Source organism: Candidatus Centipeda massiliensis, from assembly GCF_900290285.1.
Classification (GTDB): Bacteria; Bacillota; Negativicutes; order Selenomonadales; family Selenomonadaceae; genus Centipeda; species Centipeda massiliensis.
This window is the reverse complement of record NZ_LT985754.1, coordinates 207,113-233,828: the sequence shown is the minus strand read 5'-3', so window position 1 is coordinate 233,828 and position 26,716 is coordinate 207,113. Positions and strand designations below refer to the sequence as shown.

At 57.4% G+C, this 26,716-nt stretch carries 25 protein-coding genes; 15 read left to right on the top strand and 10 right to left on the bottom strand.

Annotation, left to right across the window (positions count from 1 at the left end; genetic code table 11):
* Window positions 1–184 precede the first annotated feature (184 nt).
* The 4 genes from C8273_RS01190 to C8273_RS01175 all read left to right on the top strand — a co-directional run bounded on the left by C8273_RS01190 (window position 185) and on the right by C8273_RS01175 (window position 4,034).
* Window positions 185–1,909, top strand: coding sequence for a GGDEF domain-containing protein (locus C8273_RS01190; protein ID WP_106626038.1), 1,725 nt, complete (start codon window positions 185–187; stop codon window positions 1,907–1,909).
* A gap of 168 nt (window positions 1,910–2,077) precedes the next feature.
* The gene (locus C8273_RS01185; protein ID WP_106626037.1) at window positions 2,078–2,590 is read left to right on the top strand and encodes a DUF805 domain-containing protein; all 513 of its coding nucleotides are present in this window, start codon (window positions 2,078–2,080) and stop codon (window positions 2,588–2,590) included.
* Window positions 2,591–2,602: 12 nt separating this feature from the next.
* Window positions 2,603–3,700 carry a DUF805 domain-containing protein gene (locus C8273_RS01180; RefSeq protein ID WP_106626036.1) on the top strand — a complete coding sequence of 366 codons (1,098 nt, stop codon included), beginning with the start codon at window positions 2,603–2,605 and terminating at the stop codon, window positions 3,698–3,700.
* 52 nt (window positions 3,701–3,752) lie between these two features.
* The gene (locus C8273_RS01175; RefSeq protein ID WP_106626035.1) at window positions 3,753–4,034 is read left to right on the top strand and encodes a zinc ribbon domain-containing protein; all 282 of its coding nucleotides are present in this window, start codon (window positions 3,753–3,755) and stop codon (window positions 4,032–4,034) included.
* 70 nt (window positions 4,035–4,104) lie between these two features.
* Here C8273_RS01175 and jag read toward each other — a convergent pair whose 3' ends face one another.
* The 5 genes from jag to rpmH all read right to left on the bottom strand — a co-directional run bounded on the left by jag (window position 4,105) and on the right by rpmH (window position 6,722).
* Entirely contained in the window at window positions 4,105–5,163 is a 1,059-nt protein-coding gene (jag, locus tag C8273_RS01170; RefSeq protein WP_106626034.1) for an RNA-binding cell elongation regulator Jag/EloR, read from the bottom strand.
* Between the two features lies 1 nt (window position 5,164).
* A complete protein-coding gene (locus tag C8273_RS01165) occupies window positions 5,165–5,839 on the bottom strand; it encodes a YidC/Oxa1 family membrane protein insertase (protein ID WP_106626033.1) in 675 nt (224 codons plus the stop codon).
* 98 nt (window positions 5,840–5,937) lie between these two features.
* Entirely contained in the window at window positions 5,938–6,147 is a 210-nt protein-coding gene (gene yidD, locus C8273_RS01160; protein ID WP_106626032.1) for a membrane protein insertion efficiency factor YidD, read from the bottom strand.
* The gene (gene rnpA / locus C8273_RS01155; protein WP_106626031.1) at window positions 6,147–6,536 is read right to left on the bottom strand and encodes a ribonuclease P protein component; all 390 of its coding nucleotides are present in this window, start codon (window positions 6,534–6,536) and stop codon (window positions 6,147–6,149) included. The genes yidD and rnpA overlap by 1 nt, the downstream gene beginning before the upstream one ends.
* Window positions 6,537–6,587: 51 nt before the next feature.
* A complete protein-coding gene (gene rpmH, locus C8273_RS01150; protein WP_006305399.1) occupies window positions 6,588–6,722 on the bottom strand; it encodes a 50S ribosomal protein L34 in 135 nt (44 codons plus the stop codon).
* A gap of 325 nt (window positions 6,723–7,047) precedes the next feature.
* Here rpmH and dnaA point away from each other — a divergent pair, with 325 nt between their 5' ends.
* The 9 genes from dnaA (at window position 7,048) to C8273_RS01105 (ending at window position 15,750) form a co-directional block, all read left to right on the top strand.
* Window positions 7,048–8,487 (top strand): chromosomal replication initiator protein DnaA, encoded by a 1,440-nt coding sequence (gene dnaA / locus C8273_RS01145; RefSeq protein ID WP_106626030.1) that lies wholly within the window; start codon window positions 7,048–7,050, stop codon window positions 8,485–8,487.
* A gap of 307 nt (window positions 8,488–8,794) precedes the next feature.
* A complete protein-coding gene (gene dnaN, locus C8273_RS01140) occupies window positions 8,795–9,937 on the top strand; it encodes a DNA polymerase III subunit beta (RefSeq protein WP_106626029.1) in 1,143 nt (380 codons plus the stop codon).
* Complete coding sequence (locus C8273_RS01135) at window positions 9,934–10,149, top strand: RNA-binding S4 domain-containing protein (RefSeq protein ID WP_106626028.1); 216 nt, start codon at window positions 9,934–9,936, stop codon at window positions 10,147–10,149. Before dnaN ends, C8273_RS01135 begins: the two co-directional genes overlap by 4 nt.
* Before the next feature lie 2 nt (window positions 10,150–10,151).
* A complete protein-coding gene (gene recF / locus C8273_RS01130) occupies window positions 10,152–11,276 on the top strand; it encodes a DNA replication/repair protein RecF (protein ID WP_106626027.1) in 1,125 nt (374 codons plus the stop codon).
* A gap of 14 nt (window positions 11,277–11,290) precedes the next feature.
* Complete coding sequence (locus C8273_RS01125; protein ID WP_106626026.1) at window positions 11,291–12,205, top strand: DUF721 domain-containing protein; 915 nt, start codon at window positions 11,291–11,293, stop codon at window positions 12,203–12,205.
* A gap of 45 nt (window positions 12,206–12,250) precedes the next feature.
* Window positions 12,251–12,592, top strand: a complete 342-nt coding sequence (locus tag C8273_RS01120) for a nucleotidyltransferase family protein (protein WP_106626025.1) — start codon at window positions 12,251–12,253, stop codon at window positions 12,590–12,592.
* The gene (locus C8273_RS01115; protein WP_106626024.1) at window positions 12,537–12,929 is read left to right on the top strand and encodes a HepT-like ribonuclease domain-containing protein; all 393 of its coding nucleotides are present in this window, start codon (window positions 12,537–12,539) and stop codon (window positions 12,927–12,929) included. Before C8273_RS01120 ends, C8273_RS01115 begins: the two co-directional genes overlap by 56 nt.
* A 19-nt stretch (window positions 12,930–12,948) precedes the next feature.
* Window positions 12,949–15,003: a DNA topoisomerase (ATP-hydrolyzing) subunit B gene (gene gyrB, locus C8273_RS01110; RefSeq protein ID WP_106626023.1), complete on the top strand. Its 2,055-nt coding sequence runs from the start codon at window positions 12,949–12,951 to the stop codon at window positions 15,001–15,003.
* Window positions 15,004–15,057: 54 nt separating this feature from the next.
* On the top strand, window positions 15,058–15,750 hold the full coding sequence (locus C8273_RS01105) for a DUF6882 domain-containing protein (protein ID WP_199820969.1): 693 nt from the start codon (window positions 15,058–15,060) through the stop codon (window positions 15,748–15,750).
* Between the two features lie 767 nt (window positions 15,751–16,517).
* Here the strand turns inward: C8273_RS01105 and C8273_RS01100 are convergent.
* Window positions 16,518–18,065: an SLC13 family permease gene (locus tag C8273_RS01100; RefSeq protein ID WP_106626022.1), complete on the bottom strand. Its 1,548-nt coding sequence runs from the start codon at window positions 18,063–18,065 to the stop codon at window positions 16,518–16,520.
* A 215-nt stretch (window positions 18,066–18,280) separates the two neighbouring features.
* On the opposite strand from C8273_RS01100, the gene C8273_RS01095 reads away from it, so the two are divergent.
* Both C8273_RS01095 and C8273_RS01090 read left to right on the top strand, forming a co-directional pair.
* Window positions 18,281–19,465, top strand: a complete 1,185-nt coding sequence (locus C8273_RS01095; protein WP_106626021.1) for an iron-containing alcohol dehydrogenase — start codon at window positions 18,281–18,283, stop codon at window positions 19,463–19,465.
* 12 nt (window positions 19,466–19,477) lie between these two features.
* Entirely contained in the window at window positions 19,478–20,230 is a 753-nt protein-coding gene (locus tag C8273_RS01090; protein ID WP_106626020.1) for a phosphatase, read from the top strand.
* Between the two features lie 132 nt (window positions 20,231–20,362).
* On the opposite strand, the gene C8273_RS01085 is transcribed toward C8273_RS01090, so the two are convergent.
* The 4 genes from C8273_RS01085 to C8273_RS01070 all read right to left on the bottom strand — a co-directional run bounded on the left by C8273_RS01085 (window position 20,363) and on the right by C8273_RS01070 (window position 26,574).
* The gene (locus tag C8273_RS01085) at window positions 20,363–22,609 is read right to left on the bottom strand and encodes a TonB-dependent receptor domain-containing protein (protein ID WP_234343767.1); all 2,247 of its coding nucleotides are present in this window, start codon (window positions 22,607–22,609) and stop codon (window positions 20,363–20,365) included.
* A gap of 305 nt (window positions 22,610–22,914) precedes the next feature.
* Entirely contained in the window at window positions 22,915–23,685 is a 771-nt protein-coding gene (locus C8273_RS01080; RefSeq protein WP_106626019.1) for a class I SAM-dependent methyltransferase, read from the bottom strand.
* A gap of 1,970 nt (window positions 23,686–25,655) precedes the next feature.
* On the bottom strand, window positions 25,656–25,880 hold the full coding sequence (locus C8273_RS01075; protein WP_199820967.1) for a type II toxin-antitoxin system RelB/DinJ family antitoxin: 225 nt from the start codon (window positions 25,878–25,880) through the stop codon (window positions 25,656–25,658).
* A 25-nt stretch (window positions 25,881–25,905) separates the two neighbouring features.
* Window positions 25,906–26,574: a sigma-70 family RNA polymerase sigma factor gene (locus C8273_RS01070; RefSeq protein WP_106626017.1), complete on the bottom strand. Its 669-nt coding sequence runs from the start codon at window positions 26,572–26,574 to the stop codon at window positions 25,906–25,908.
* Between the last annotated feature and the right edge of the window lie 142 nt (window positions 26,575–26,716).

Here is a 26,716-nt window from a genome sequence, read left to right as displayed (position 1 = left end):
AAGAACTTCCCCATGAACTGCATGGCATACGCGGGGAAGTTCTTTTTGTATACACTTATTTCCTTGCTAATATTCGTATTCTTTTTCATTTTTCTATTGTTCTACTTCTAATTTGTATGGTATAATAAATCAACACATCGAAAATTTATTGTTTTCACGCCTCTTGCAAAGGGGGTGCAGACCCATGCAACGACTTTTTGCATTTTTGCGGGGCAATGTTCTCACACTGCTCTGTGTTTCACTCCTCATCGGAGCGACTACGACCACCTGGCGGCTGCTTGCAACGCCGCTGGATCCCCAGATACAAGCCGAATACGCTGTCCTCCAGGGAGATCTGCAGTACAAGGATATCATTGGATTTCGTGCGGACAATTTCGACTGGCAGGCGTATGACTATCCCGCGCCGCCGCCCATGCCCGAGGGATCGACAGCCGTCTGCCTCTCGTGGCGCATTCCACTGGCCGCACGCTTTGCGGGCAATTACATCCTCTTTTCGACAACGAATCAGGACGCCATTGTCTACGTGGACGATGCGCTGGTCTATATGCACGGAGACTGGGACAGTGCAGAGGGCGAACGCGGACGCGCATTTCACTACGTCCACCTCGATCAGAGCCTCGCGGGCAAGCGCCTCACGATCCTGCTCCACTCGGCATATCCGGAGTGGCTCGGCAGCATTGACTACGTTCGGCTCGGCTCCGCCGCAGTGCTCCTGCGCAGCCTCAGCCTTGCCGATGCAATCTACATCTCAAGCCTTTCGGTGGCAGCTGCACTGATCGTCTTTCTCATCATGGATCTGACATGGCGCGGCGCGAAGGCGGGCCGCCGCCGCATGCAGTTCTACCTCATCACCTACCTCGCGAGCTTCATCCTGTGGACGACGGGGACTTCTTCGTTCTTCCCGCGCATCTACGGTATGCCAGCTGTCTGGTGGGAACTGCACCTCATCATGCTCTACACCATGCCCATCATCTGCGCGCGGATCACACAGGAAATCGTCGCGCCGCAGTTCGTCCTGTCCACCCGCGTGACGAAGATCGTATTCATCGCGCTGTTTACCCTGTCGACGATCATGGAGATCGCGCAGTGCGACGGCTATATGCGGCTGCTCTATCTCCTGTACCCGCTGCTGCTCATCGGCAGCCTCATCCTCATCTACACGCTCATCCGCTCGAACTGGGTGCGCCATCCCGCCTGCCGTTACGGTGCATTCGCAATGACGGCGACTGTGATCTTCGGCGCCATCGATGCGTTGCACTGGGAGTATCATCAGCTCTCCGTCATGCTCTCGACCACGGTCTTTTCGATCTATGCGAGCATTCCCTTTATCTTTCACACGATCCGTGAGCAGATGCTGGAGGACGCCGCACTCGCGCAGGAAAATGCAGATCTCGTACGCGAGCTCAAGATCTCGCAGGACGAGGCGCAGCGTGACTTCCTCACGGGCGCGTACAACCGCCACCAGCTCGGCGAGGGCTTTGCGGAATTCTCCGCACTCTCCTACGAGCGCGGGTTCAAGTTCTCGTTCGCCATCTTTGATGTGGATCACTTCAAGACGGTCAATGATACGAAGGGACATCTCGCGGGCGATCGGATTCTCCGTCTGATTGCCGACACCGTCCACGAGAAGATCGACCGCCGCCACCTCTTCATCCGCTACGGCGGCGATGAGTTCGTCCTCCTTGCCCTGCACTACGATCTTGCGACCATGGTCGTGTTCTGTGACCATCTGCGCGGCATCCTTGAACAGCGCCTCGACGGTGTGACCCTCAGCTTTGGCGTATCGACGTGGCATGGCAAAAAGGATCGCCTCCGCGCGCTCATTGACCGTGCCGACCGCGCACTCTACCTCTCTAAGGAGAAGGGACGCAACGTCGTCTCCGCCGAGAACGAGGAGGGTGCGGCATAGCCGGAAACTGTAGCAAGTATAACACAGCCCCCATACCACACTTTATTATACATGGACAGCGCGCCGTTTCCGCAAGCGGCGCGCTGTCCATTTGTATCCTTGTTTTTGCCAATTCTTTCGCAATATGCTACAATGAGGACGATGATCTAGATAAGGAGAATAAATACCATGCACCAGATTGACAACGGCATCAAAGAGAATTTCTTCCAGTGGAACGGGCGGCTCAACCGCAAGCGCTACATCAAGCGCCTCCTCGCGCTCGGTGCCTTTAGCGTCGTCGCCTACCTTGTCCTCGGCTTCCTCGCACTCGCGCTCGGGGATCCCTCCATGCAGCCGGACGAATCGACTGCGCTGGGCATCTTTGGGCTGCTCCAGCTCCTGCGCATTCCCATCACCATCTCGGGCTATATGCTCATGATACGCCGTCTACACGATGTCGGACTATCGGGGTACTATGCGCTGCTATCCCTCGTCCCCCTCATCAATCTCGGCCTGGTTCTCTACCTGCTTTTCAAGCAGGGCACACAGGGTGACAACAGCTATGGCCCGGATCCACTCGGGGGCGTGGCTGCACCGGAGCCAAGGTCAGAGGAAGTGTACGAGAATCCCTACGCGCGTGCAACCTACGCGGATACGCCGACGGATATTGCCCCACCGACGGATCGCAGCAAGCAGTCCTGACGGAGTCCCCGCATGAATGAAGCGATTTTCTCCCTGCACGGCAGGCTCACACGGCGTGACTATGCGCTGACGATTGCAGCACTGGGCGGCGGTGCCTCCCTTCTGAACTTTGCCGCCATCACCCTGCTGCTGCCCCTCATCTATCTCACGGCGACGCTGTTCTTTCGCGAGACGGCGGTCACGTTCTGGATTCTCCTCGGCATGGGGGTCGCGCTCGTCCTTGCCGCCACTGCCATCCTCCTGCCCCTCGCCGCCATTCCCGCCACCGTGCGGCGGCTGCACGACATCGGCCGCAGCGGCGGATTTGCCTTCCCGCTCGTGCTCGTCGCCCTCATCGCGCTCGGACTGCCCCTGCTCTTTCTCCTTCTCCTCGCCGCACTGTTCGAGGGAATGAACCACAGTCCGCAGCTCATCTTCTTCGATGATCCCGAGGAGCTGGGGCTGATGCTCGGCGGCTTCGTCCTCGTCTATTTCGTCCTGTGCGGCCTCTCCTTTCTCCTCCTCACGTTCTACGCAGCGTGGATCTTTCTGAAAAAGGGATCGCCTGCGGCGAACCGCTACGGCGCGCCTCCGGTCGAGGAGGCGATCCCCTCCGTCCGCGCGGCATATCTCACCATGAGGGGACGCGTGGATCGCGCACATTTCGTCTTTCGCGCGTTGATCGCCCTCGCTGCCGGGGCACTGATCCTGCCCACGCTGGGAGAGGGGGTTCTCTATCCGCTCATCATCGTTCTCGCGGGAATCGATCTCATGCCCGCCGGCGCAGATTTCTTTGCCCTGCTGATCGGCGGCACAATCTCCCCGCTCGCCGCACTCCCGCTCGTCGTGCAGCGGCTGCGCACGCGCGGCAAAAGTCCGTGGGAGGCGCTCATGGTCTACGCCGCCCTCCTGCCCAATCTCCTCAGCGCCATTGCGCTGGCACGCTTCCTCGGCGGCCTCGATGCTCTGGATGAGACTGCCGTCGGCAGCGCCATTGTTGAGGACTTTGTCACCATCGGCACGGCGGATGACACAATCTTCATCGTCCTCTGGGTGCTCTGCGGAATCCTCTCCCTGATCGGTGTGCTGCGGCTGCTGCGAGCCGATCAGGGCAATCCGGAGGCGCGGTGAATGTTCCACACGAATCAATCCGTGGTATCTGTCTTTGGAAAGTGAGGCAACTATGTTCTGTCCAAAATGCAGTAAATTTGTTCCCTCCAATGCGAATGCCTGTCCGAACTGCGGCATCCCCATCATCACCGGATTCTCGCCGAACTACGGCGCGGGGTTTGACCTCGGCGACGGCGACACCGAGAGCCGCAACGATGCAAAACCACGCAAAGTGATGGACTCCGACCTCTACGACGATGTACCGGACAGTGACAATGTCATTGTCGATCCTGCGGAGAAATCGACAGGGCTCACCGGCAAGATCAAGTCACTCTTTGGATTCGGCAAGGGCTGAATCGCACAAACAGGGGCTTCCCTCCGAAGCGGAAAACTTCGGAGGGAAGCCCCTGTTTTATGTCCAATATCTACCGCTCGTAGCGGTCATACGGCTCCTCATAGTCCCGCGCGTAGCGCCGGCGGCGCGGCACAATGACGACGTAGCGGCGCGGGTTGTCGCCCGCACTGTAGGTGGTAACGCGGTGGTTGTCCTGCAGGGCGGTATGGATGATCTTGCGCTCGTGGCGGCTCATGGGTTCCAGATGGATCTCCTCGCCGATGCGGCACGCCTTGTCCGCAAGATGGCCGGCAAGGCGCGTGAGCGTCTCCTCACGGCGCGCACGGTAGTCCTCCACATCGAGGATGATGCGGGCATAGCCCGTCTCCGGGATCTTGTTGATGACGAGATTCGTGAGGTACTGCAGGGCATCGAGAGTCGATCCGTGCTTGCCGATAAGAATGCCGAGATTGTCCCCCTGCATATTGTAGATCGTGCCCGACGGGGTATCCGTGCGGCGCAGCGTCACCGTGAGATTCATCGTCGCAAAGATATCGTGGAGGAACCGCTCCGCCGCATCGGACATCTCCTGTGTGAGCGGGATGAGCTGGTTGTCCGTGCGCTCCCGGTAGGGGCGCTCATAGCCCGTATCCGTACGATCCCCCTGCACCATACCTCCGCGGCTGCGCGGCGGACGGCTCTCCCCGTATCCCCCGCGCGTACCGTAGCTGCGTGCCGATCCCTCGCGCCGGTCCGCATAGCTGCGCGGGGTCAGCTCACGGCGCGGTGCACGCTCGGCAGCAGGTTTGCGCGCCGAAGAGCGCAGATCGGTGTGGAACCGCTTCGGACGGACACCGAACCCATCGTCCTCCGTGCGCTCTGCGGGTGCCGGTACGGGCGCGGGGGCAGACGGCGGCGCGATGACCGTCGGCTGTGCCGGCTGTGCGATCTCCGTCCGCTGCGGGAGAATGACGGGACGCGTCGTCACGCGGATCCGCGCCTCGCGCTTGCCCCACAGCCCCAGAAAGCCGCCTGAGGGCTCCTGTACGATCTCGTAGGTAACCTCGGCTCTGCCGCAGCCGAGCTTGTCGAGGGCAAGAGAAAGCGCGTCCTCGACCGTTTTTCCGCTGGTCTCGATGATCTCTGCCATCTCAGTGTACCTCCTTTACCGCCGCGTTCTCCCCGCGATACATCCACCACTGCTGGGTGATCTGCACCACGTTCATCGTCACCCAGTAGAGGACGAGTCCCGAGGGGAAGTTCAGACTGATCCAGCCGATGAAGAGCGGCATCACAGTCATCATGATCTTCATCTGCGCATTCATCTCGGTGGAGGTCATCTTTTGCTGCAGATAGGTGGTCACGGCAGACAGGACGGGCAGGATGTAGAGTGGATCGGGTTCGGACATATTCGGCAGCCAGAAAAACGCCGCCGCCTCCGCGCTCGGAAAGGTGAAGTTAAAGAGTGCATAGTACATTCCCATGAGAATCGGCATCTGTACGAGGAGCGGCAGGCAGCCCGCGAGCGGATTGACGCCCGCCTCGCGGAAGAGTTCGCCCGTCTTTTGCTGGAGCATCTGCGGATTGTTCTTGTACTTCTCCTGGATCTTTTTCATCTTCGGCTGAATTTCCTGCATCGCCTTCATGGATTTGATCTGCTTGACGGTGAGCGGGTAGGTTACGACCTTGATGAGGATGGTGAGCAGGATGATCGGAAAGCCGTAGCTGACGAGTCCTGCGGCGCTCGTGATGGTGTAAAAGCCGCCGAGGATGAACTGTAAAACGTGGATGATTGGCTCGAATAGGTTGCTAAAAAATTCGATCACGCGATTTCCTCCTACTGATAGGGAAGTTTTAAGTGTACTTTATTGATCCGTTGTTCTTGTAAAAATTTTTTGGCGCTGTGATAAATATGACGGACAATCTACGGTACGGGATCATAGCCGCCCCGATGAAACGGGTGACAGCGCAGGATGCGCCGCAGCGCCAGCCACCCGCCGCGCCGCGCGCCGTAGCGCTCAATCGCCTCCATCGCGTACGCGGAGCAGGTGGGATAGTAGCGGCAGGAGGGCGGCAGAAGCGGCGAGATGCAGCACCGATAAAACTGTACCAGAAGAAGGAGCAGACGCTTCATCACTGCTCCCCCGTGCGGCGCGGCGTTCCCCCCGCCGCAAAGATCTTTGCGCGGCGCGCGAGCGTCCGAAGATCCTGCGCGGCATCCTGCATTTTCCCCTCCACGAGCCCCGCGCGTCCGATGAGGAGAATCCCCACATCCCTGCGCAGCTCGTGCTGCATGAGGCGATACGCCTCCCGCAGGAGGCGCTTGACACGGCTGCGCACAGCGGCACAGCCCAGCTTTTTTCCGGCGGCAAAGCCGACCCTGCCCGCCACGCGCGGATCGCGCAGGACGTACAGGATCATGCGGCGCCCTGCGACAGACACCCCCCGCTGATAGACGAGCTGAAAGTCGCTGCGCCGCTTAATCATCTTTGCACGCGGCAATGTGTATCTTTTTTCGTCCATAGTGCTAAAAAAAGAGGTCACCCGCGGTGACCTCCGACAAGCCCGACGCAATTACGCCGACAGCTTCTTTCGTCCGCGCTGACGCCTTCTCTTCAGTACGAGGCGACCGCCTTTCGTCTTCATGCGCTCACGGAAACCATGCGTCTTCTTTCTCCAATGATTGTTGGGCTGAAATGTTCTCTTCACCTCTCGTCACCTCCTTCTATATACTCGATAGACTCGCTTACTAGGCGTCATTATAGACGAACAAAAGCCGCACTGTCAAGGGATCCGCACGTCATTTGCGCGTTTTTTTCCATCATTAGGGCAAAAGCACCTGTTGATAAGTCCGGATTTTTTTGCTAAAATATCCTCATTGTCTTGTGGAAAACGTGTGTAAGAAAAGTGTATAATTTCGTCTCCGCGCATTTTACCGCACTCATTTTATCGACAAACTTATCCACAACTGTGTATAACCCTGTGGATAAAAAAATGTGGCAGAGCGAAAATTTTTTTGAAGGGACGCTGTTGTATGTCCGAAGAAAAGACCCCCTCTCTTGAGCGCCAGTGGAAAAAAGTACTGGATAAAACCGACGGAATCATCCCAAAAGACGCGATCAAACAATGGATCTCGCGCATCGTCCCCGTATCTACCGAACAAAACGAACTCACCCTCGCCGTTGCCGACACCTTTACCAAGCAGTACATCGAGCCGCGCTATCTGGTGCTCCTCGGCGATGCCGTAAAGCAGGCGCTCGGTGCGGGCTATACGGTCACACTCATCGTCGATCCCGCAGCCGCCGCGCCCAAGAGGGAAAAAGCAGCCAAAAAAAAGCCGTCTGCCGCCGCCCCCGCACCCCCAGAGGAGCGTGCAGAGTCGGTTCCCTCGCAGGGCAGTCTGCCCCTCTCCGCTGCCGGCGATATCGGCACAACGGCACCGGACGACGTGACGACGCTGAATCCGAAGTACACGTTTGACGCGTTCGTCATGGGACGCTCCAACCAGTTCCCCTACGCAATGGCAAAGGCGGTCGCGGACGCGCCCGGGCTGCCCTCGCACAATCCGCTCTTCATCTACGGCGGCGTGGGGCTCGGCAAGACGCATCTGATGCACGCGGTCGGACACAAGATCCTCGCCGATCATCCCGCAAAGCGCGTGCTCTACATCGCAAGCGCGGACTTTACCAACGAATTTATCAGGTCCATCCGTGAGAAGAGTATGGACGCATTCCGTCAGAAATACTACAGCATCGATGTGCTGCTAATCGACGATATTCAGTTCTTTACGGGGCAGGAGCAGACACAGACGGAGTTCTTCCAGACGTTCAACAAGCTGCGCGACAACGGCAGCCAGATCATCCTGACCTCGGATCGCCAGCCGCAGGATGTCAAGGGGCTCGAGGATCGCCTAATTTCGCGCTTCGCAGGCGGTATGGTCGTGGATATCCAACCGCCGGAGTTCGAGACGCGTGTCGCAATCCTCCAGAAAAAGGCGCAGACCGAGGAGGTCGAAATCCCGGAGGATGTCATAACCTACATCGCGAGCCGCATCGACAGCAACATCCGCGAGCTCGAGGGCGCACTCACGCGCCTCATCAAGTACGCCTCCACCATGCGCATGCCCATCGACGAGACCACGTGCGTCGCGGCGCTCGGCAACTATCTGCGCGGCGAGAAGGGGCGCCGCATCACCATGGAGATGATTGAGCGCATCGTCTGCACGCACTTCAAGGTTACGAGCGAGGACATTCGCTCCTCCAAGCGCAGCAACGACATCGCCTACCCGCGCCAGATCGCCATGTACCTCTGCCACGAGCTGACCGAAGTCTCATGGCCGACCATCGGCGGCTTCTTCAGCCGCGACCACTCGACCGTCATCCACGCGCACAAGAAGATCCAGAACCTCACGGCGGACGATCCCGCCACCAAGGCACTGATCGAGTCGCTCACCATCCAGATCAAGGGGATCTGACCAGAGGAGCGCCGCGCTGCAAAAGCCGCCCGCAGCGACTGTGCATATCTCTGTGCATAGTCCGCCGCAATTCTTGTGGACGTACTGTGGATAATCATTCATCCACTCCTCATCTGTGTAAACTGTGGATAACTTACGCACAACTCTCCCCAACTTATCCACAGCCACACCTGCGTCACTTCTGCACTTTTTCCACTTTTCCACAAATCCACAGCACCTACTACTACCGCTACTATATTTATTTACTACACGCTGCCATAGAAAAACGGGGCTCCCCCCACGCGAAAATCCCTGGAAAGGAACGACCATGAACATCAGCCTCTCCAAGAACGACCTCATCTCCGCGCTGCAAATCGTCAGCAAGGGACTCTCCACCAAACCGCAGACCCCCATCCTCTCGGGCATCTATATGACGGCAAAGGAAGGTCAGCTCGAACTCCAATCCACGAACTATGAGCTGGGCTTCATCGTCACCATCCCGGCAGAGATCCACACCGTTGGAACGGCAGTTCTCCCCGGTAAGTACCTCACCGAGTTCACGCGCAAACTGCCCGCCGAGGAAATCTCCATCGACACGGGAACCTCCGACGGGCTCGCCGTCATCCAATCCGGTGCGGCACGATTCACCCTGCGTACCATGGAAGTCGCAGATTTTCCCGTCCTACAGCGTATGGACGGAACCCTGCATTTTACCATTAAAGATCGCGTGCTCGCGCGTCTTGTCAAGAAATCTGCATTCGCCTGTCTGCGCGAGGAACAGCGTGACCGCCGCCCCATCTTTACGGGGTGTCAGCTTGAGGTCGAGGGATGTGAGGTCACCCTCGCCGCAACCAACGTGCACCGTCTCGCCGTCAAGAGTGAGATGCTCGACGAGGACGCAGGATCGATCCGCGTCATCATCCCCGCGCGGTTTCTGGAGGAAGTCACGCGCACGATCACGGGCGACGTGCCAAACGACATCCACGTCACCTGTTCCTACAATCAGGTCAGCATGTCCTCCGGAGGCATCTATATGACCTCGCGGCTCATCGAGGGCGCATTTCCGGACTACCGACGCGTCATCCCGCAGGAGGAGAACATCAGGACGCACGTCACGCTGGACGCGGGCATCTTTGCCTCCGCCGTCGAGCGTGCCTCGCTCATCGCACGCACCGATCAGTACAACATCGTAAAGCTTGCCATCGAGCAGGGGCAGATGCGCATCTCCTCCAACAGCCCCGAGATCGGTGAGACCGAGGAGACCATCCCCGCTGTGGTCGAGGGCGATGATGTCACCATCGCATTCAACGCCTCCTATCTCATGGACGCCATGAAATCCCTCGACAGCGATACCTGCATCCTCGCACTGCAAGGGGCAAACGCACAGGGCATGAACCTCTCGCCCATCACCATCCGCGAGGAAGTCGACCCGAACTACATCTATGTTGTAACGCCTGTGAGGACACATTGACAGAAGTTGAAATTCATACCGACACGATCCAGCTCGATCAGTTCCTGAAGCTTGCCGGTGCCGTTCCCAGCGGCGGCATGGTAAAGGAGCTCATCGCAGCGGGTGCCATCCTGCGCAACGGGGACATTGAAACGGCACGGCGGCGCAAGCTTGTCCCCGGAGATATCATTACAGTAGATGGCAGTGATACTTACCGTGTCACTCACTCGTAGCTATGCAGATTACATCACTTGTACTGCGTTCCTACCGCAACTATGAGGAGCTATCACTCTCCTTCGACGGAGGCGTGCAGATCTTCCTCGGCGCGAACGCACAGGGCAAGACGAATATCATCGAGGCGCTTTACTACGCCGCGTTTGGACGCTCCCATCGCACCGCGAGCGATGCGGAGCTTATTCGTATGGGAGCGGCGGGGGCGCACATTGCGCTCCGTTTCTTGCGGCACGATGTCCCTGGGGCGCTTTCCTTTACCTTTGCGCGCGGCACGCGGCGGCGCATCGAGCGCAGTGGGGAGAACCTGCGGCAGCGCGACCTCGTCGGCATCCTGCCGATGGTTCTCTTTTCCCCCGAGGATCTCTTCCTCGTCAAGGGTGCACCCGCGCTGCGCCGCCGCTACCTCGACGCCGAACTCTCGCAGGCGAGTCCCGCCTACTATGGGGAGCTCCTGCGCTACACCCACATCCTGCGCCAGCGGGGAGCGCTTCTGAAGGACATCCGTGAGCGGCTTGCGCCCGTGGACGCGCTGCTCCCGTGGGACGCGCAGCTTGCAGCGAGTGCGGCGTACATCACCGCACGGCGGATCGCGGCGACGGCAGAGCTCGGCGCACTCTCCGCCCATGTGCAGGCGGTGCTCGCTGCGGGCGAACCCCTCTCCATCTCGTACGAGATCGCTCACGCGCCCGCAGGACTGACCGCAGCGAAGGAGGGCATGACAGAACGCCTCGAACTGTGGTATAATGAGATGTTCAAGGAAGGACGCGCACGCGACATTGCACGCGCGACGACGGGCGTCGGTCCCCATCTGGACGATCTCGTCCTCACCACCTGCGGTATGAACCTGCGCAGCTACGGGTCGCAGGGACAGCAGCGCACGGGCGCACTCGCGCTGAAACTCGCCGAGCTGTTCTACCTGCGCGATCGCGTCGGGGAGGCACCGATCCTCCTGCTCGATGATGTCATGAGCGAGCTGGATGCGGATCGCCGCAGAGCGCTCCTTTCCTTTATCCGGAGCGAGCAGATCCAGACCTTTATCACCGCAACCGACGCAGCGTACTTCCCAGAGGAACGCATGGGGACGTATCGCTATGTGGAGGCGGGGAAGATACGGGAAGGGAAGTAAGGAGGGAGACGGCATTGCGTACAACACTCGGTACGGCGAATGCGAGCGCGGACGTGCGTGCCGCTATCCACCGCCTTGGCCCAAAATTCGAACGCGACTACATCGCACATACGACTCTCGCCCATTGGCCGGACATCATCGGGGAGATCGTCGCACGCCGCGTGCGCGCCATCGCCATCAAGGACGGCAAGCTCTTCCTCTACGCACCCGATGCGACGTGGAAGAACGAGATGCGCATGACCATGCCCGATACCATCCAGCGCGTCAACAACTACGCGGGGGGGCAGCTCGTCAAGGAAATCGTCTTTGCACGCTCCATGCGCCCCCTGCCGCCCGCCGCAGAGGACGGCGATGCGGAGACACGCGGCTCCTACGCGCGTGCCGTCATCCAAACCGGACTCACGGACGCAGAGATCGCAGAGGGCGAGGCACTCGTCAGCGACGTTGCCGATGCGCAGCTTGCCACGCACCTCAGGCGTGCCTATCAAGTGACGCGCAAAGCACGGCGGCTGAAAGAGCAGCGCGGGATGCAGCCCTGCCCCTCCTGCGGACGCATGGTCGATGGGGTCTGCCATGACTGCCGCCGCAGCGAGGAGCGCAGCGTACGGCGCGAGGTACGTGCGATCCTGCGCACGGAGCCGTGGGCAAAGCTCGCCGACATCGTCCGCCGCATCCCCTCCTGTGACGCGCTCATGCTCGGCAGCGAGCGCGCCGACCTCGTCCGCCAGATCGCGGGCGAGACCGCATACACGGCGCAGGACAGCGAGAATGCGCGTATGCTCACCATGCTCCATCGCGGACTCCCGCCTACAGAGGTCACGCCGAAGAAGATTCAAAGCACCTTTTGGGAACTGCGGGGCGAACTCATCACCACGCGCGAATTCTGGGAAGAGATGAAGAAACGTAAGGGCTCGAAGAAGAAATCCTAAGGAATCGCTGATAAAATGAAGTCCATATAGAAAGGGGCGACTGTCATGATCCTCACCATCGACGAAATCCGCGAGAAAATCCGCCCTATTTGCGAACAATATAAGATTGAAAAAGTCTGGCTCTTCGGCTCCTATGCACGCGGTGAGGCGCGTGAGGACAGCGACGTGGATTTTCATGTAAAAGCAGCAGAGGAAATGAGGTTTCTCGAACTCGGAGGATTTTATACAGATCTCGCGGAAACTCTGGGGAAAGAAATTGATTTGATCACCAGAATCCCGGAGGAGTATAAAATCTTCAAGAAATATGTGGAAAGAGAGGAGATACTGATCTATGACAGTGAGCGAGAAGGATGCACAGATCCTCCAGCATATCGTCAAGCATTGTGATCGAATCCTTGACACCATATCATATTTTGGTGAGGATCAAACGCTCTTTATCGACAACCATATCTATCAGGGAAATGTTTCGATCAATTTACAGGCGATCGGGGAGATTGTCCGTCATCTTTCGAATGAATTTTTAGCAAAGGCAAAAGATATTCCGTGGAAACAGATTAAAGGACAGCGCAATATTATTGCACATGGGTATGATACAGGAGTAGACTTCTCAAAGGTGTGGGATATGATAACGGAGGATGTTCCGCCTCTGAGAAAGTATTGCGCCGATATCTTGAAAGAAAACAATTACGAGATCATTTGTGTAGTATCGATTCCTAGAAAATAACATCCCCAAGGAGGACATCATGGCAAAGAATATCGACCTAAGTGCAAACGAGGAGCAGGCGGAGGTTCGTCCGCTGACGGAGGCGGAGGCGAAGGAAGCCGCCGAGATGGCGGCAATGCCCGACCTCTCGGGAATTGCCATCTCCGCCGAGGAGATGGGCGATGAGGTGACCGCTGTCGATGCCGACTACGGCGCGGGACAGATTCAGGTGCTCGAAGGACTGGAGGCGGTACGCAAGCGCCCCGGTATGTACATCGGCTCGACATCGGAGCGCGGACTGCATCATCTTGTCTATGAGGTCGTGGACAACTCCATCGACGAGGCGCTCGCGGGCTACTGCGATACCGTCGAGGTCGTGATCCACCGCGACAACAGCATCACCGTCACCGACAACGGGCGCGGCATCCCCGTCGATATGCACGAGAGCGGCATGCCCGCCGTTGAAGTCGTGCTGACCGTCCTCCATGCGGGCGGCAAGTTCGGCGGCGACGGCTACAAGGTCTCGGGCGGCCTTCACGGCGTCGGCGTCTCCGTCGTCAACGCGCTTTCGTCCGAAATGGATGTCGAAGTGCGCCGCGACGGGAAAATCCATGCCATTTCCTTCACGCGCGGCGTGACGCGGGAAAAGCTGCACGAGATCGGCACCTCGGAGACGACGGGCACGCGCGTCCACTTCGTCCCCGACCCCGAGATCTTCACCGTCACGACCTACAGCTACGAAACATTGAAGCACCGTCTGCGCGAGCTGGCGTTCCTCAACCACGGCATTACCATCACGCTCGTCGATGAGCGCGGCGAGGCAGAGCGGCGCGAGACCTTCCACTTCGACGGCGGCATCCGCTCCTTTGTCTCCCACCTCAACCGCAAAAAGGAGACAATCAATGAGGAGCCGATCTACTTCAACGGCGTCAAGGACGACACCGTCGTCGAGATCGCGATGCAGTACAACGACAGCTATCAGGAGAACATCTACAGCTTCGTCAACAACATCAACACCGAGGAGGGCGGCACCCACCTCGCGGGGTTCAAGATCGCCCTCACACGCGCGGCGAACGACTTTGCGCGGCGGCTGAACGTCTTGAAGGACAAGGACGGAAATCTCTCGGGCGAGGACGTACGCGAGGGGCTCACCGCCGTCATCAGCCTCAAGGTGCGTGAGCCGCAGTTCGAGGGGCAGACCAAGACCAAACTTGGCAACTCAGAGGTACGCGGCATCGTCGATTCCATTGTCACCGAGGGGCTGACTGAGTACTTTGAGGAGACCCCCGCCGTTACGAAAAAGGTGCTCGACAAGGCACTCATGGCATCGCGTGCGCGCGAGGCGGCACGCAAGGCACGCGAGCTGACGCGGCGCAAGAACGCGCTTGAGGTGTCGAGCCTCCCCGGCAAGCTCGCGGACTGCTCCGTTAAGGATCCCGACCAGTGCGAGATCTACATCGTCGAGGGCGACTCCGCGGGCGGCTCTGCAAAGCAGGGACGCGACCGCCGCTTCCAAGCGATCCTGCCCCTGCGCGGCAAGATCCTCAACGTCGAGAAGGCACGCCTCGACAAGATCTTTGCAAACGCCGAGATCCGCACGATGATCACGGCGTTCGGCACGGGCATCGGCGAGGAATTCGATCTCGCGAAGCGCCGCTACAGCAAGATCATCATCATGACCGATGCGGACGTCGACGGCGCACATATCCGCACGCTGCTCCTCACCTTCTTCTACCGCTACATGAAGCCGCTCGTCGACCACGGGCACGTCTACATCGCACAGCCGCCGCTCTACCAGATCCGCAAGGACAAGAAGCATTTCTACACTTACTCCGACGAGGAGCAGGCGAAGAAGCTGGACGAGATCGGGCGCGACGGCGTGACCATCCAGCGCTACAAGGGGCTCGGCGAGATGAACCCCGAGCAGCTTTGGGAGACGACCATGAACCCCGAGGGGCGCACCATGCTGCAGGTCGGCGCAGAGGACGCCGAGGCGGCGGACGAGCTGTTTACGATCCTTATGGGCGACAAGGTCGAGCCGCGCCGCCAGTTCATCGAGGAGAACGCGCGGCTCGTGCGGAATCTGGATATTTGATCATAAGGGAATCTGTTTTATATTGACAGGTTCCATTATTTTTTGGAGGAAAGCATGAAAAAATTTTTTGATCGTCTCTCGATGGATCACGCGCGTTGGCGGGATGTATTCTCTGCCTGTCTGGGCAAGATGATATGTGTGCAGAATGCCTGCGCGGAGCTCGTCGTGCGAAATGAGGAGTGGAATGTCGACCTCGAGCGGGGCGTGATTCTATTTGATACGCGGGAGTACCCCATCCAATTCATCGGTAGCGAGTCCAAATCGAGTGGTACATGGCTCTGGGGGTGGGAGAATATCAATCAATTTCCAGATTCGCTCATTCGTCTCGCGGGCGATACAAGGAAGTGCGGAGAGGCGTGGCAGCTAGAGGCGCTGACGGTGGATGAGTTCGAACTGAATGATATATTCAACGGGCATAATCTCTCCATTGTTGCCTGCGGGCTGGCAGACGGGTACTGCTATTATCGCTGTCCGCATGAAGTCGGGGCGTTCTTTGTCGGGATTTCGGACGTGCCGGACGAGGTCTTTGCACCCGTCGATCTGCCGCGCTTTGTATCTGTGGTCACGCAGTGTATTGAGCAATTTGCGCTGGATCACCGTATCTTCGCGGAGGCATTCCTCCTTTGGAATCGAACGCCGTATGAGGCAGACGGCGATGCGCTGATTGCACATTTTGCGCAGGACTTACGCATCGAGTTTGAACGCGCGGGTGATGATCTGCGCATCGCTTCGATTGCGACGCTGTAATTGCATTCTGCATAGGAAAATCCCCTTGACATGGGCGTGTCAAGGGGATTTTCTTGTCATACGTATGTTCCTGTGCTATACTCTATGTAAGGCATTGCTTGTCGGGCGGTTCCCCTTTTCCTCGTGGAAGGGGGTGATGGCATGGGTATATATGAAATGTTTACATTTCTGATTCTGCTCATTGCTTTGATCCTCGCGATCAAATTTTAAGTAAGAAAAATCCGCCTCCAGCTTCCAAACAGTAGGCGGAAATTTCGTCCTGTATAAGGGGGCCGACATACGGCAGTGCCCTTTTTTTATCTCTATTCTATCATGTACACATGGCATCGTCAAGGATATGTGTGCTTACTTAACATTTCTCGTAGTGTTCACCGTGCTGATTATATCTGTAAGACGATAAAAGAGATGCCCCCGCCTTGCGTCCACCAAACCATGGCGGGGAAATCTCGCTTGTAATGGGGGCGACCGCTAGGCAGTGCCCTTTTTATATCTTCATTCTACCATGCACGTGCGAGATCGTCAAGAACCGCCGTGCGCTGGCACTATGATAAAAGTTACGGAAAAAAATGCAGTACTCCTTAGCAAACCCTAGTGGAGCAAGCGGCGTAGAGTGTGCGACCCGCCCCCCGCGGATTTTAATCGTTCAAGCGCAGCGTGTTTGGAATCCGCAGGTATTTAGGCGGATGAGCACACGTCCGCTTGCGTAACGAGGGTTCTGCGTGGAGTACGCAAGCGAATCCGTAACCGTTGCCATAGACCCCGTGCGCTTATCCCACGATCCACGTGACGAAGTAGAGGACGAGCGGGATGGTGACGAAGAAGATGCCGATAAAGTCGATGTAGACACCGGTCTTTATCATCTTTGTGATCGGGATGTACCCAGACGCATAGACAATGGCGTTTGGTGGCGTCGACACGGGCAGCATAAAGCCGAGTGAGGACGACAGCGCGATGCCGACCGCGACGTGCACGGGGCTGAAGCCCGCAGCGACTGCCGCCGTGATGCCGAGGGGGCCGATCATGTTGGTCGCCGCCGTGTGGCTGGTCAGCTCGGAGAGCAGCAGCGCCATCACGCAGAAGATCGCGACGAGGGCAAACTCGGACGGCTCACCGCCGAGCATGCCGACAATCTTGTCGCCGACCCACTGCGAGAGTCCGGTCTTATACATCATACCGCCCATCGCAAGGCCGCCGCCGAAGAGGATGAGCGTGCCCCACTCCACGCCCTGCACCGCCGACTTCCACTCAAGCGTGAACTGACGCTCCTTGAAGTTGATCGGCATGAGGAAGAGGAGCAGCGCGCCGAACATCGCCGCGACCGCCTCTGGGAAGAGGAGGTTATACATCTTCAGGATCGGTGAGGTGCTGCCGAGCGTCATGGAGAGGACACCCGGGAAGACCCAGAGGAAGACCGCGACGAGGAAGCAGACGAGCGTGTTCTTCTGTGCGCGCGTCCAGCCGCCGAGCTCCGCGACGCGGGCGCGGATGAACTCCTCCGCACCGTCGATGCGCTCCACATCGGGCGGGAACATACGAATGAGGATGAAATACGTGATGATGAAGTAGACGACCATTGCGATCACGCCCCACGTCATCCATTCAAAGAACGAGATGTGGATGTTCGCCATCTGATCGAGGAAGCCGAGCATGATGATGTTCGGCGGGGTGCCGATCGGTGTGAGAACACCGCCGATGGAGCAGGAGTATGCCGTCATAAGCATAAGTCCCGTTGCATATTTATAGTCGTGGAGGTCGATCTCCTTGCCGTTGGCTGCCATCATCTCCTTGATGGCGCCGAGGAGGCCGAGCGCGATTGGGAACATCATCGCGGCAGTTGCCGTGTTGCTGACCCAGCCGGAGCAGAGTGCGGCGGCAAGTCCGATTGCGAGGAAGATCCGGCGCGGATTCGAGCCGACCCACGAGCGCGCGAGCAGCCAGTAGGCGAACCGCTTGTCCAGACCGTGATCCATCATCGCCTTTGCGAGGATGAATCCACCCATGAAGAGGAAAATCATCGGGTTTGCAAATGCCGCATACGCGTCCTTTGCGGAAACGACACCGGTGACGACCGCGAGCGTCGGTCCGATCAGGGACGTGACCGGGATGGGAACGGGCTCGGTAATCCACCAGAGAGCAACGAGAACCATGATGGCGAGCAGTTTGTGTGACGCGACCGTCAGTCCGTCGATGGGTGTCAGGAACACCAACAGGGCAAGGATTGGTGCGCCGAACAGGCCAACGAGACGCCGCGTCCGATCAAACTTTTGTTCCGCCTCATGAATTCTTTGGGCTTCTTTGCTTTGATCAGCACTCATTTTTTCAGCCTCCTTATACGTAACTGTAATAATTTCTTTGCCCGACTATTATTATACGAAATTTTCAACCCTTTTGGCAACTATTTTCTTAGAGGAAGCGCGACTTTTTTTTTCTGCATTTTCTGCTATAATGGGACTATGTCGAATGACCATGCTTTTGTCCGTAACAGTTGACGCAGACCATACGTTGACGCAACATACAGAGGAGGATTTTTATGCAAAGCTTTACCTATCACAGCCCCACGGAGATCATCTTCGGGAGGGGGGCGGAGAATGCGGTCGCCGAGAAACTGCGCGCGTTCGGGACGAGCCGCGTACTCATCCTCTATGGAGGCGGCAGTGTGGAGCGCTCCGGCTTGCTGTCGCGCATTGAGAAAAATCTCACGTCGGCGGGACTAGCCTTTCTCGTCATGGGCGGCGTGCGTCCAAATCCGCGCGTTTCCTTTGTCCGCGAGGCGATTCGCGAGGGACTTGCGGCGGATGTGAACTTCATCCTCGGGGTCGGCGGCGGCAGCGTCATCGACTCGGCAAAGGCGGTCGCGCACGGGATGGCAAATCCGACCACGGATATCTGGGATATCTGGACGCGCAAGGTGGAGATCACAAAGACGCTGCCGTTTGGCTCCGTCGTTACCATCCCTGCGGCGGGCAGCGAGACGAGTGACTCGGCGGTGCTCACGAACGAGGACACGGGGCGCAAGGTCGGACTGAACAGCCCGCTCAACCGCGCCGTCTTCGCCTTTATGAATCCGGAGCTTGCCTTTACCCTGCCGCGCACGCAGATCGCGGCGGGCGGCGCGGACATCATGATGCACACGATGGAACGCTACTTTACCAGTGTAAAGGAGACGAATCTCTTTACCGACCGCGTCTCCGAGCAGCTGATCCTCACCGTGATGGAGTCGATCCGCCGCCTTCTCGTCAGCCGCAAGGACTACGACGCGATGAGCGAACTCATGTGGTGCGGCAGCGTCTCACACAGCGGCTTTACGGAGCTGGGGCGCAGGAAGGACTTCTCCGTACACAAGCTCGGACACGAATTCTCTGCACGCTACGATGCGACGCACGCGATGACGCTGACCGCACTCTGGGGATCGTGGGCGCGTCACGTATACAAGTACGATCCGGCACGCTTCGCCCAGTTTGCGGCGGCGATCTTCGGCGTCGACGCGGGGAAGGACGAGGAGCGCGCACGCGCCGGCATCCGCCGGATGGAGGAGTTCTTTGCCTCCATTGATCTGCCGACGAGCCTTGGGGGGCTCGGGATCGGGGAGCTGTCCAAGGGCACCATCGAGGAGATTGCAGACGTTGCGACCGCAAACGGTACGGTGCAGATCGGCGACTTCCATCCGCTCACGCGCGCCGATGTCCTCGCCATCTACGAGCGCGCGAACCACTGAGGAGAGGAAAACATGACCGATGTCCTCGACCTTCACACGCACAGCATTGCCAGCATGCACGCCTACAGCACCATCCGTGAGATGGCGGCCATGGCAAAGGAAAAGGGGCTTGCCCTCCTCGGTATCTCCGACCATGCACCCGGTCTGCCCGGCACATTCCCGGAGATGTACTTCCGCAACTTCAAGGTCATCCGCCCCGCCGCCTACGGCATTGACATCCTTATGGGCGCGGAGCTGAACATCACGGACTACACGGGGGCGGTCGATCTGCCCGCGCGCACCCTGCAGAAGATGCACTACGCCATCGCCAGCCTGCACGATCTCGTCATCCGCCCCGGCACGCAGGAGGAGAATACCGCCGCTCTCATCGGTGCAATGGAAAATCCCTACGTCGTCCTCATCGGACACCCCGACAACCCTGCCTATCCCGTGGACTTCGATGCACTCGCGCGCGCGGCTGCTGCGCATCATGTTCTCATCGAGGCAAACAACGCCTCGCACAATCCCGAGGGTCCCCGCAAGGGATCTGAGCTGCTCGCACGCGACCTGCTCGCTGCTTGCCGCCGCCACGGGGCACATATCCTCATCGGCAGCGACGCGCACATCGACATGGATGTCGGGGAGCACAGCCACACGCACGCCATCCTCGCGGAGATCGGATTTCCCGCAGAACTCGTGCTGAACAGTGACCCTGCACGCCTGAAGATGTGGATACGTGAGCGACACAATCGAAATGCAGTGTCTGGATTGGATTATTTTTCTTAATTTCTTTTTCTTTTTCGTTATTTATTTTTATTTATCGGTAGTATTCTTAGTTCATTCAAAAAGCTGACGCAGAGATTATAAATTCTTTCTGCGTCAGCTTTTTTGTTGCACGTTTTTTTGCTCAGAAACGGTCTAAAAATCGTAAGTCAGTCCGAGCCAATAGCTGCGGCGGGACATATAGGAGCCGCCCGCAATCCCATCTGCATCGAGATCATCATAATAGGAACTATACGATGTACCGTTCGTCGCTGTCGATGTGCGGTCAAAATTACGATTCAGCAGATTATTCACGGCAAATTGTACGGAGAGTCCGTCCTTCCATTTGTGCGTGATACCCATGTTGAGTACGGTGAACGGATGATAGGTGGAGGCGAGTCCTGCTTCCTGATGGGAACGGTACATACCGCTGCGGTACTGGGCATTCAGCCAGATATCCGTCGCATCCGTCGGTGTCCAGTCGAGCTTCAGATTGACCGCTTGCTTCGGTGTGGAGCGCAGCGGCTGCCCCTTGTTCACTCCGCTCTTGATGCTGCTCGTGAGGAACGTCCAGTTCAGCCCTGCCCGCAGCCTCGGTGCGAGGGCGAAATCCGTTCCCAGCTCCACGCCGTGAATCCGCGCCTTGCCGACATTCTCATAGACGCGCACCTTCTCCCCGCCGATGACCGTAGGATCGGAGAGATCGATCTTGTTCTTAAAATCCGTGTGGAAGAAGGTCAGATGTGCGTCTGTTGCATGGTCATTGTGGTAGTAGAAGCCGATCTCCTCTGTCGTGGACTTCTCGGGCTTCAGTGCCGTATTGCCGCGGTAGACTTCGCCCGTGATGTTGAGGTGCACGTCCACGGGGGAGGACTGGAGCATCGTCGGTGCCTTGTAGCCCGTCGCGACGCCGCCCTTTATCGTAAAGTTGCGGTTCGGCATATAGATGAGGTAGCCGCGCGGGCTGAGATTGTCGTCGTAGTCCTCTGGGTGGTCGTAGCGCAGGCCGTAGGTAAAGACGAGCTTCTTTGCCATCGCCCATGTATCCTCACCGTAGAGTGCCCAGTTCGTGCGTGAGACGCTGCCGTTGTCGTTGGAGCTGCGCTTTTGCATCAGGCTGCGGAACATCGTCTGCATCGGGGGTGGCAGCATCGCAAGGGAGGTCGGCTGCATACGGCGCATCAGATGATAGTCCACACTCTCGCGCTGCCAGCGTCCTCCTACGGTCAGTGTATGTGCATCACTGAGATCTGCGACATACTTTGTATCGTAGGTGAAGAAGTCATTTTTGATGCGGTTGCGTATCGTCGATTTGAGCGGGATGAAGAGGCGCGGGAACGGGGAGGGATTTGCTGTGCCTGTCAGATTCGCATCGAAGTGCATCTCGTTGCGCAGGAAGGAGAGCGTGTTCGTCCATGTCCCATGCGATCCCACCTTGTTTTCCGCGCCGAGTACGATCTTTGTCCGGTCAAACCGCTGCGCTAGATCACCGCTGAGATTTGTCCGTACGAACGCATTCGGCATCGGTGCGGGCACTCTCCCCTTTTGGGCAAATTCCCCTTCGCGCATATTCTGCGCGCGATCCACGTCGATGTAGTAACTCTGTCCCTCGGCGGGAGTGTAGGTCATACGCGTTCCGAGGTTCCAGTTGTCGTAGTCGCGCTTCTCCTTGTCCACGCCGAACGCCGACGCGCCGCGCTTTAGGTAGCTGCCGCGCATCTGCAGCCCCACCTTGTCCTGCGTGATGGGGCCTGCGAGGTTGAAGTTGTACTTCATCGTGTTTGCCTTGCCGTCCGTCGTCTCAAGGATGCTGCCGACGGAGACGGAGCCGTGGAACTCGTTGGTTACCTTCTTGGTTATGATGTTGATGACGCCGCCCATCGCATCTGAGCCGTAGAGGGTTGACATGGGACCGCGTACCACCTCGATGCGCTCGATCTGGGCGGGCGAGGGCAGGCTCGTGTTCGCGAGCTGGTTGAAGCTGCGCATCATGCCGCCCGCGATGCCGGGTCCCGACTGCGCCACACCGTCCACGAGGATCAGCGTGTAGCCGTCGCCCATGCCGCGAATCGAGATCGCAGGCGTATCAAACCGCCCCGTCGCACCGAAGGTATCGACGCCCTCCACCGTATCCAGTACCTGACGCAGATCGGTGTAGCCGCGCTTGGCGATCTCGTCCGCCGTGATCACGGAGATGCTTGCCGGCGCATAGCGCACATCCTCCTCAAAGCCGGAGGCGGTGACGACAATCGCGTCACTTTGATACGTCTGTGCATCATTCTCTGTCGCTGCCGTTTTTGTATGGACGCTATCCTGTATATCATTTGCATGTGCGTTCACCCCTGCTCCGGAGAGAGCAAGTGCTACCGCCGCCGCAAGCATCCGTTTTTTCTTCATACGCATGATATTCCTCCTCGTTCCTGAATCGAAAGAAGCGCCTTCGCCCGCTCTCCCAAAGAGGCGAAATTCGGGCACTATGGTAAACGTTATGGACAAAAGCAAATGCAGTACTCCTAAGCAAACCCTAGTGGAGCAAGCGGCGTAGAGTGTGCGACCCGCCCCCTGCGGATTTTAATCGTTCAAGCGCAGCGCGTTTGGAATCCGCAGGTATTTAGGCGGATGAGCACACGTCCGCTTGCGTAACGAGGGTTCTGCGTGGAGTACGCAGTGCGAATCCGTAACCGTTGCCATAGATCCAAAAATCGCTGTTACTTCCGGCTCACAACGGCAATATATGCAAACTCCTTGTTGTGGTCATAGAAGAAGTTGAACATCTTGCGGAAGCGTTCGAGGTTCTCCGTCCGAAGCCCGTTGCGGATGATCTTCATCGCTCCATCAAAGCCCTCATCGCGCACTAGACCTGCGGGATCGAGCAGGGTCATATCCCCCGTCTGGATCTCAATGGAGAAGCCCGCCTTCTCGAAGATACTGCGCCACATCTCCTCCGACAGAGGATCGACACTCACATTGATCGCGCGCGAAATGCCCGCACGCAGCTCCGTCGCCGCCGCCTCATCCGGTGCACACAGCGCAACATCGTGTGTGAGGAGGATGCCGCCCTTCTTCAGCACGCGGTAGTATTCGGCAACCGCCTTTGCCTTGTTCTCACGCGGCAGCATTGTAAGCATTGCCTCATTGATAACGACATCGAAAGTCTCGTCGGGGAATGGCAGCGCGAGGGCATTCCCCTCCACCACATCAATCACGTCATTGAGTCCGTGCTTTTCGATGTTCGCGCGTGCCTTTTCGAGCGCCTTCGGATTCATGTCCAGCCCCGTGACGCGGCAGCCATGCGCCTCGGCGAGCGCAACCATCGTCGTGCCCATGTTGCACGCGACCTCAAGGACGCGCGTATCCGCCGTAAAGTCGACGTGCCCGAGCAGCCACTCCGTCGCCTCGCGCCCGCCCGGACGCAGCCGCGTCTTGCCCAGACGCGCAAGGAATTCGTGTCCCGGTTCGTGCTTCATCTCATCTGTCATTGTCATCGCTCCCATCTATATAATTGAAAACATCTATCATCAATGAGATTAGTATAGATGAGAACGTTTCGCGATTCCGTTGCAAAAGTCACATTTCCACTAAAAAAGCATAAAAAAATAAGGGGCAACTGCCCCTTGCGTGCCGCCCCCTTACGGGGATATGGTTTTGAAATTTGTCATACTGGGCTAATCTTGAAGAATTTATTTCCGAGTTTCCGTCCCCTTACGGGGATGTATTTTTGAAATTTTATTTATGAACACGTCAATCGCAGAAGCTTTCCGCTGTTTCCGTCCCCTTGCGGGGATGTGGTTTTGAAATAAACCTTGAAGTATGTGGAACATGGCTATGGATTGGTTTCCGTCCCCTTACGGGGATGTGGTTTTGAAATTATTATCAGTTTGAACCTCAGGTCAATGACTTCGGTTTCCGTCCCCTTTCGGGGATATGGTTTTGAAATTTGTAACATCTCTGGGCTTGATGTTTTGAAGTTTTCGTTTCCGTCCCCTTACGGGGATGTGGTTTTGGAATCGGCTGGCAGTTAGTAGTATAGGAGGTTTTTACCATGAGTTTCCGTCCCCTTACGGGGATGTGGTTTTGAAATACGGAGGACAAGCACTATACCGTCGAGCAGTGGAAGAAGTTTCCGTCCCCTTGCGGGGATGTGGTTTTGAAATTATTGTTGGTGTGCGCCACTCCCAGAGTTGATCGAGCGGTTTCCGTCCCCTTACGGGGATGTATTTTTGAAATTCGCCCCACAGAACGCGCAATGGCTTAGAAAAGACCTGTTTCCGTCCCCTTGCGGGGATATGGTTTTGAAATTCATGAACGCTAACATCATTCGCATTTTCTCATTGTTTCCGTCCCCTTGCGGGGATGTGGTTTTGAAATTTTTGTCGTTTTAAAGAAAGGATGATCTCTATGTTCGTTTCCGTCCCCTTACGGGGATGTGGTTTTGAAATAATGTGAGATGTATTTCCGTGTCGAATTTTTCCGAAAAGTTTCCGTCCCCTTACGGGGATGTGGTTTTGAAATAAACGATGCTATAAAGCGTAAATATGAAGTAGATCGGTTTCCGTCCCCTTGCGGGGATGTGGTTTTGAAATTATCAATGCGACGCCACACAAAATCAATGTGTACGTTGAGTTTCCGTCCCCTTGCGGGGATGTGGTTTTGAAATTCTTGACATGCTGCGCTCATTTGCATGTCCTCAATGCGTTTCCGTCCCCTTACGGGGATGTGGTTTTGAAATATAGACTGAATTGATTTTTTTCAGGGGGCTTAGGCTCGTTTCCGTCCCCTTGCGGGGATGTGGTTTTGAAATCATTCCGATCCGCGCGGAAGAACAACCCAGTCTTTAGGTTTCCGTCCCCTTACGGGGATGTGGTTTTGAAATGATACCTCTCTCGGATCGCGTTTCGTCTAGATGGGAAAAAGTTTCCGTCCCCTTACGGGGATGTGGTTTTGAAATATCTGGGATTGTTAAGCAAGATCTTGAATCTATCGGTTTCCGTCCCCTTGCGGGGATGTGGTTTTGAAATTGCACCTTGCTACTTTGCGCATCGTCCGCCGAGGGAACAGTTTCCGTCCCCTTGCGGGGATGTGGTTTTGAAATTCTAGGACATCCGCCATACCACACGCCTCAACATAGTTTCCGTCCCCTTGCGGGGATGTGGTTTTGAAATGATTAGTTGGTTTTCAAAGGAGGAGATTTATGCGAGTTTCCGTCCCCTTGCGGGGATGTGGTTTTGAAATCCTTGCGTCTGGAAGCCTTGTGCCGCGTGGCTCAAAACAGCATTTTGCGGCGCGGATCGGATTCCCCTCCGCTTTGCTGCGGCAATCTGTTCTAAAAGCGACGGCATCGAGCATGGCTCTAAGTGCGGCGCGGATTCCTCCTATAGTATAGCACAGTCTCCCGATTTACACAAGAAAATATCCGACGCGCGGGATGCGGTCGGATATGCGCGTGTGTTCAGTTTTCCCCGTCGCTCCACGTCGTATCCGTAAAGAGATCGAGAGCCTCGCCCGGCAGTGCGCGCTGCGCGGAGATCTCAAACGGGACGCGCTGCTCGCGTACGCACGCGATGGCGAACATGTTGATCGCCGTGGACATGTTCATGCCGACTGCCCCGCAGAAGTTCTCGAAGTTCTTCTTCAGTTCAGCGTCCATGCGAATACTGATGCTGGTCTGTGCCATGTAGGACATCTCCTTTACGAATCCATTACCCTATCACAGGATAGCACATTTTAGGCGAAGTTGCAAGTCCTGCCCCTGCGCGCAGCTTCTGCAGGAGGTTTGCCTTGCTCTTGGAGATGGCGCTTGCGGATGTGCCGAGGAGCGCAGCGATGCGGCGCAGGGTCAGGTCGCGGTAGTAGTGCAGGCAGAGGATCTCCTTCTCGCGTGCGGTGAGGCGGTGCATCACGCTGCGCAGGATTCCGCGCACGAGGAGGCGCAGGTCGGCGCGCTCCGTTCCGTTCTCCACGCCCCCGCAGCGCTCCCACGCATCGTGTTCGTCCGCGTACTGTTCGGGGTGATATGTGCGCTCCCACAGCCGCCGCGTGCGGCGAAACTCCGTATAGAGGGCGTGGTGGATGCGTGCCTTGACAAATCCCGCGAACGGCGCACCGTGCTTGGGATCGTAGTCGTGCAGTGCCTCGATCAGGGCGAGTATGGCGATGCTCTCCGCCTCCGATGCGAGGTCGGGGCTGCGCAGGTATGTCGCGTGCGACTCGTTGACGATCAGCCCCCGATAGCGTCCGTACATCTCCGCCATTGCCTGTGCCTCGCCGCGTACGGCACGCGCGATCACGGCATCCTCCTCCGCCTTTGTCAGCGGCGGATAGCTCTGCTGCACGGGACGCGGCAGCATTTCCTCATTTCGTTCCTTCATTTTATCAACACTCCTTCAAACATATATTCTGTCAAAGGGAAGTATATCAAAAAGAAACATACGATGCAAAAAACCCATCATGGTGATGGGTGTCAGCCGGATACGCGAAGGAGATGTGACGCGCGTCCAATGGATGAGATCG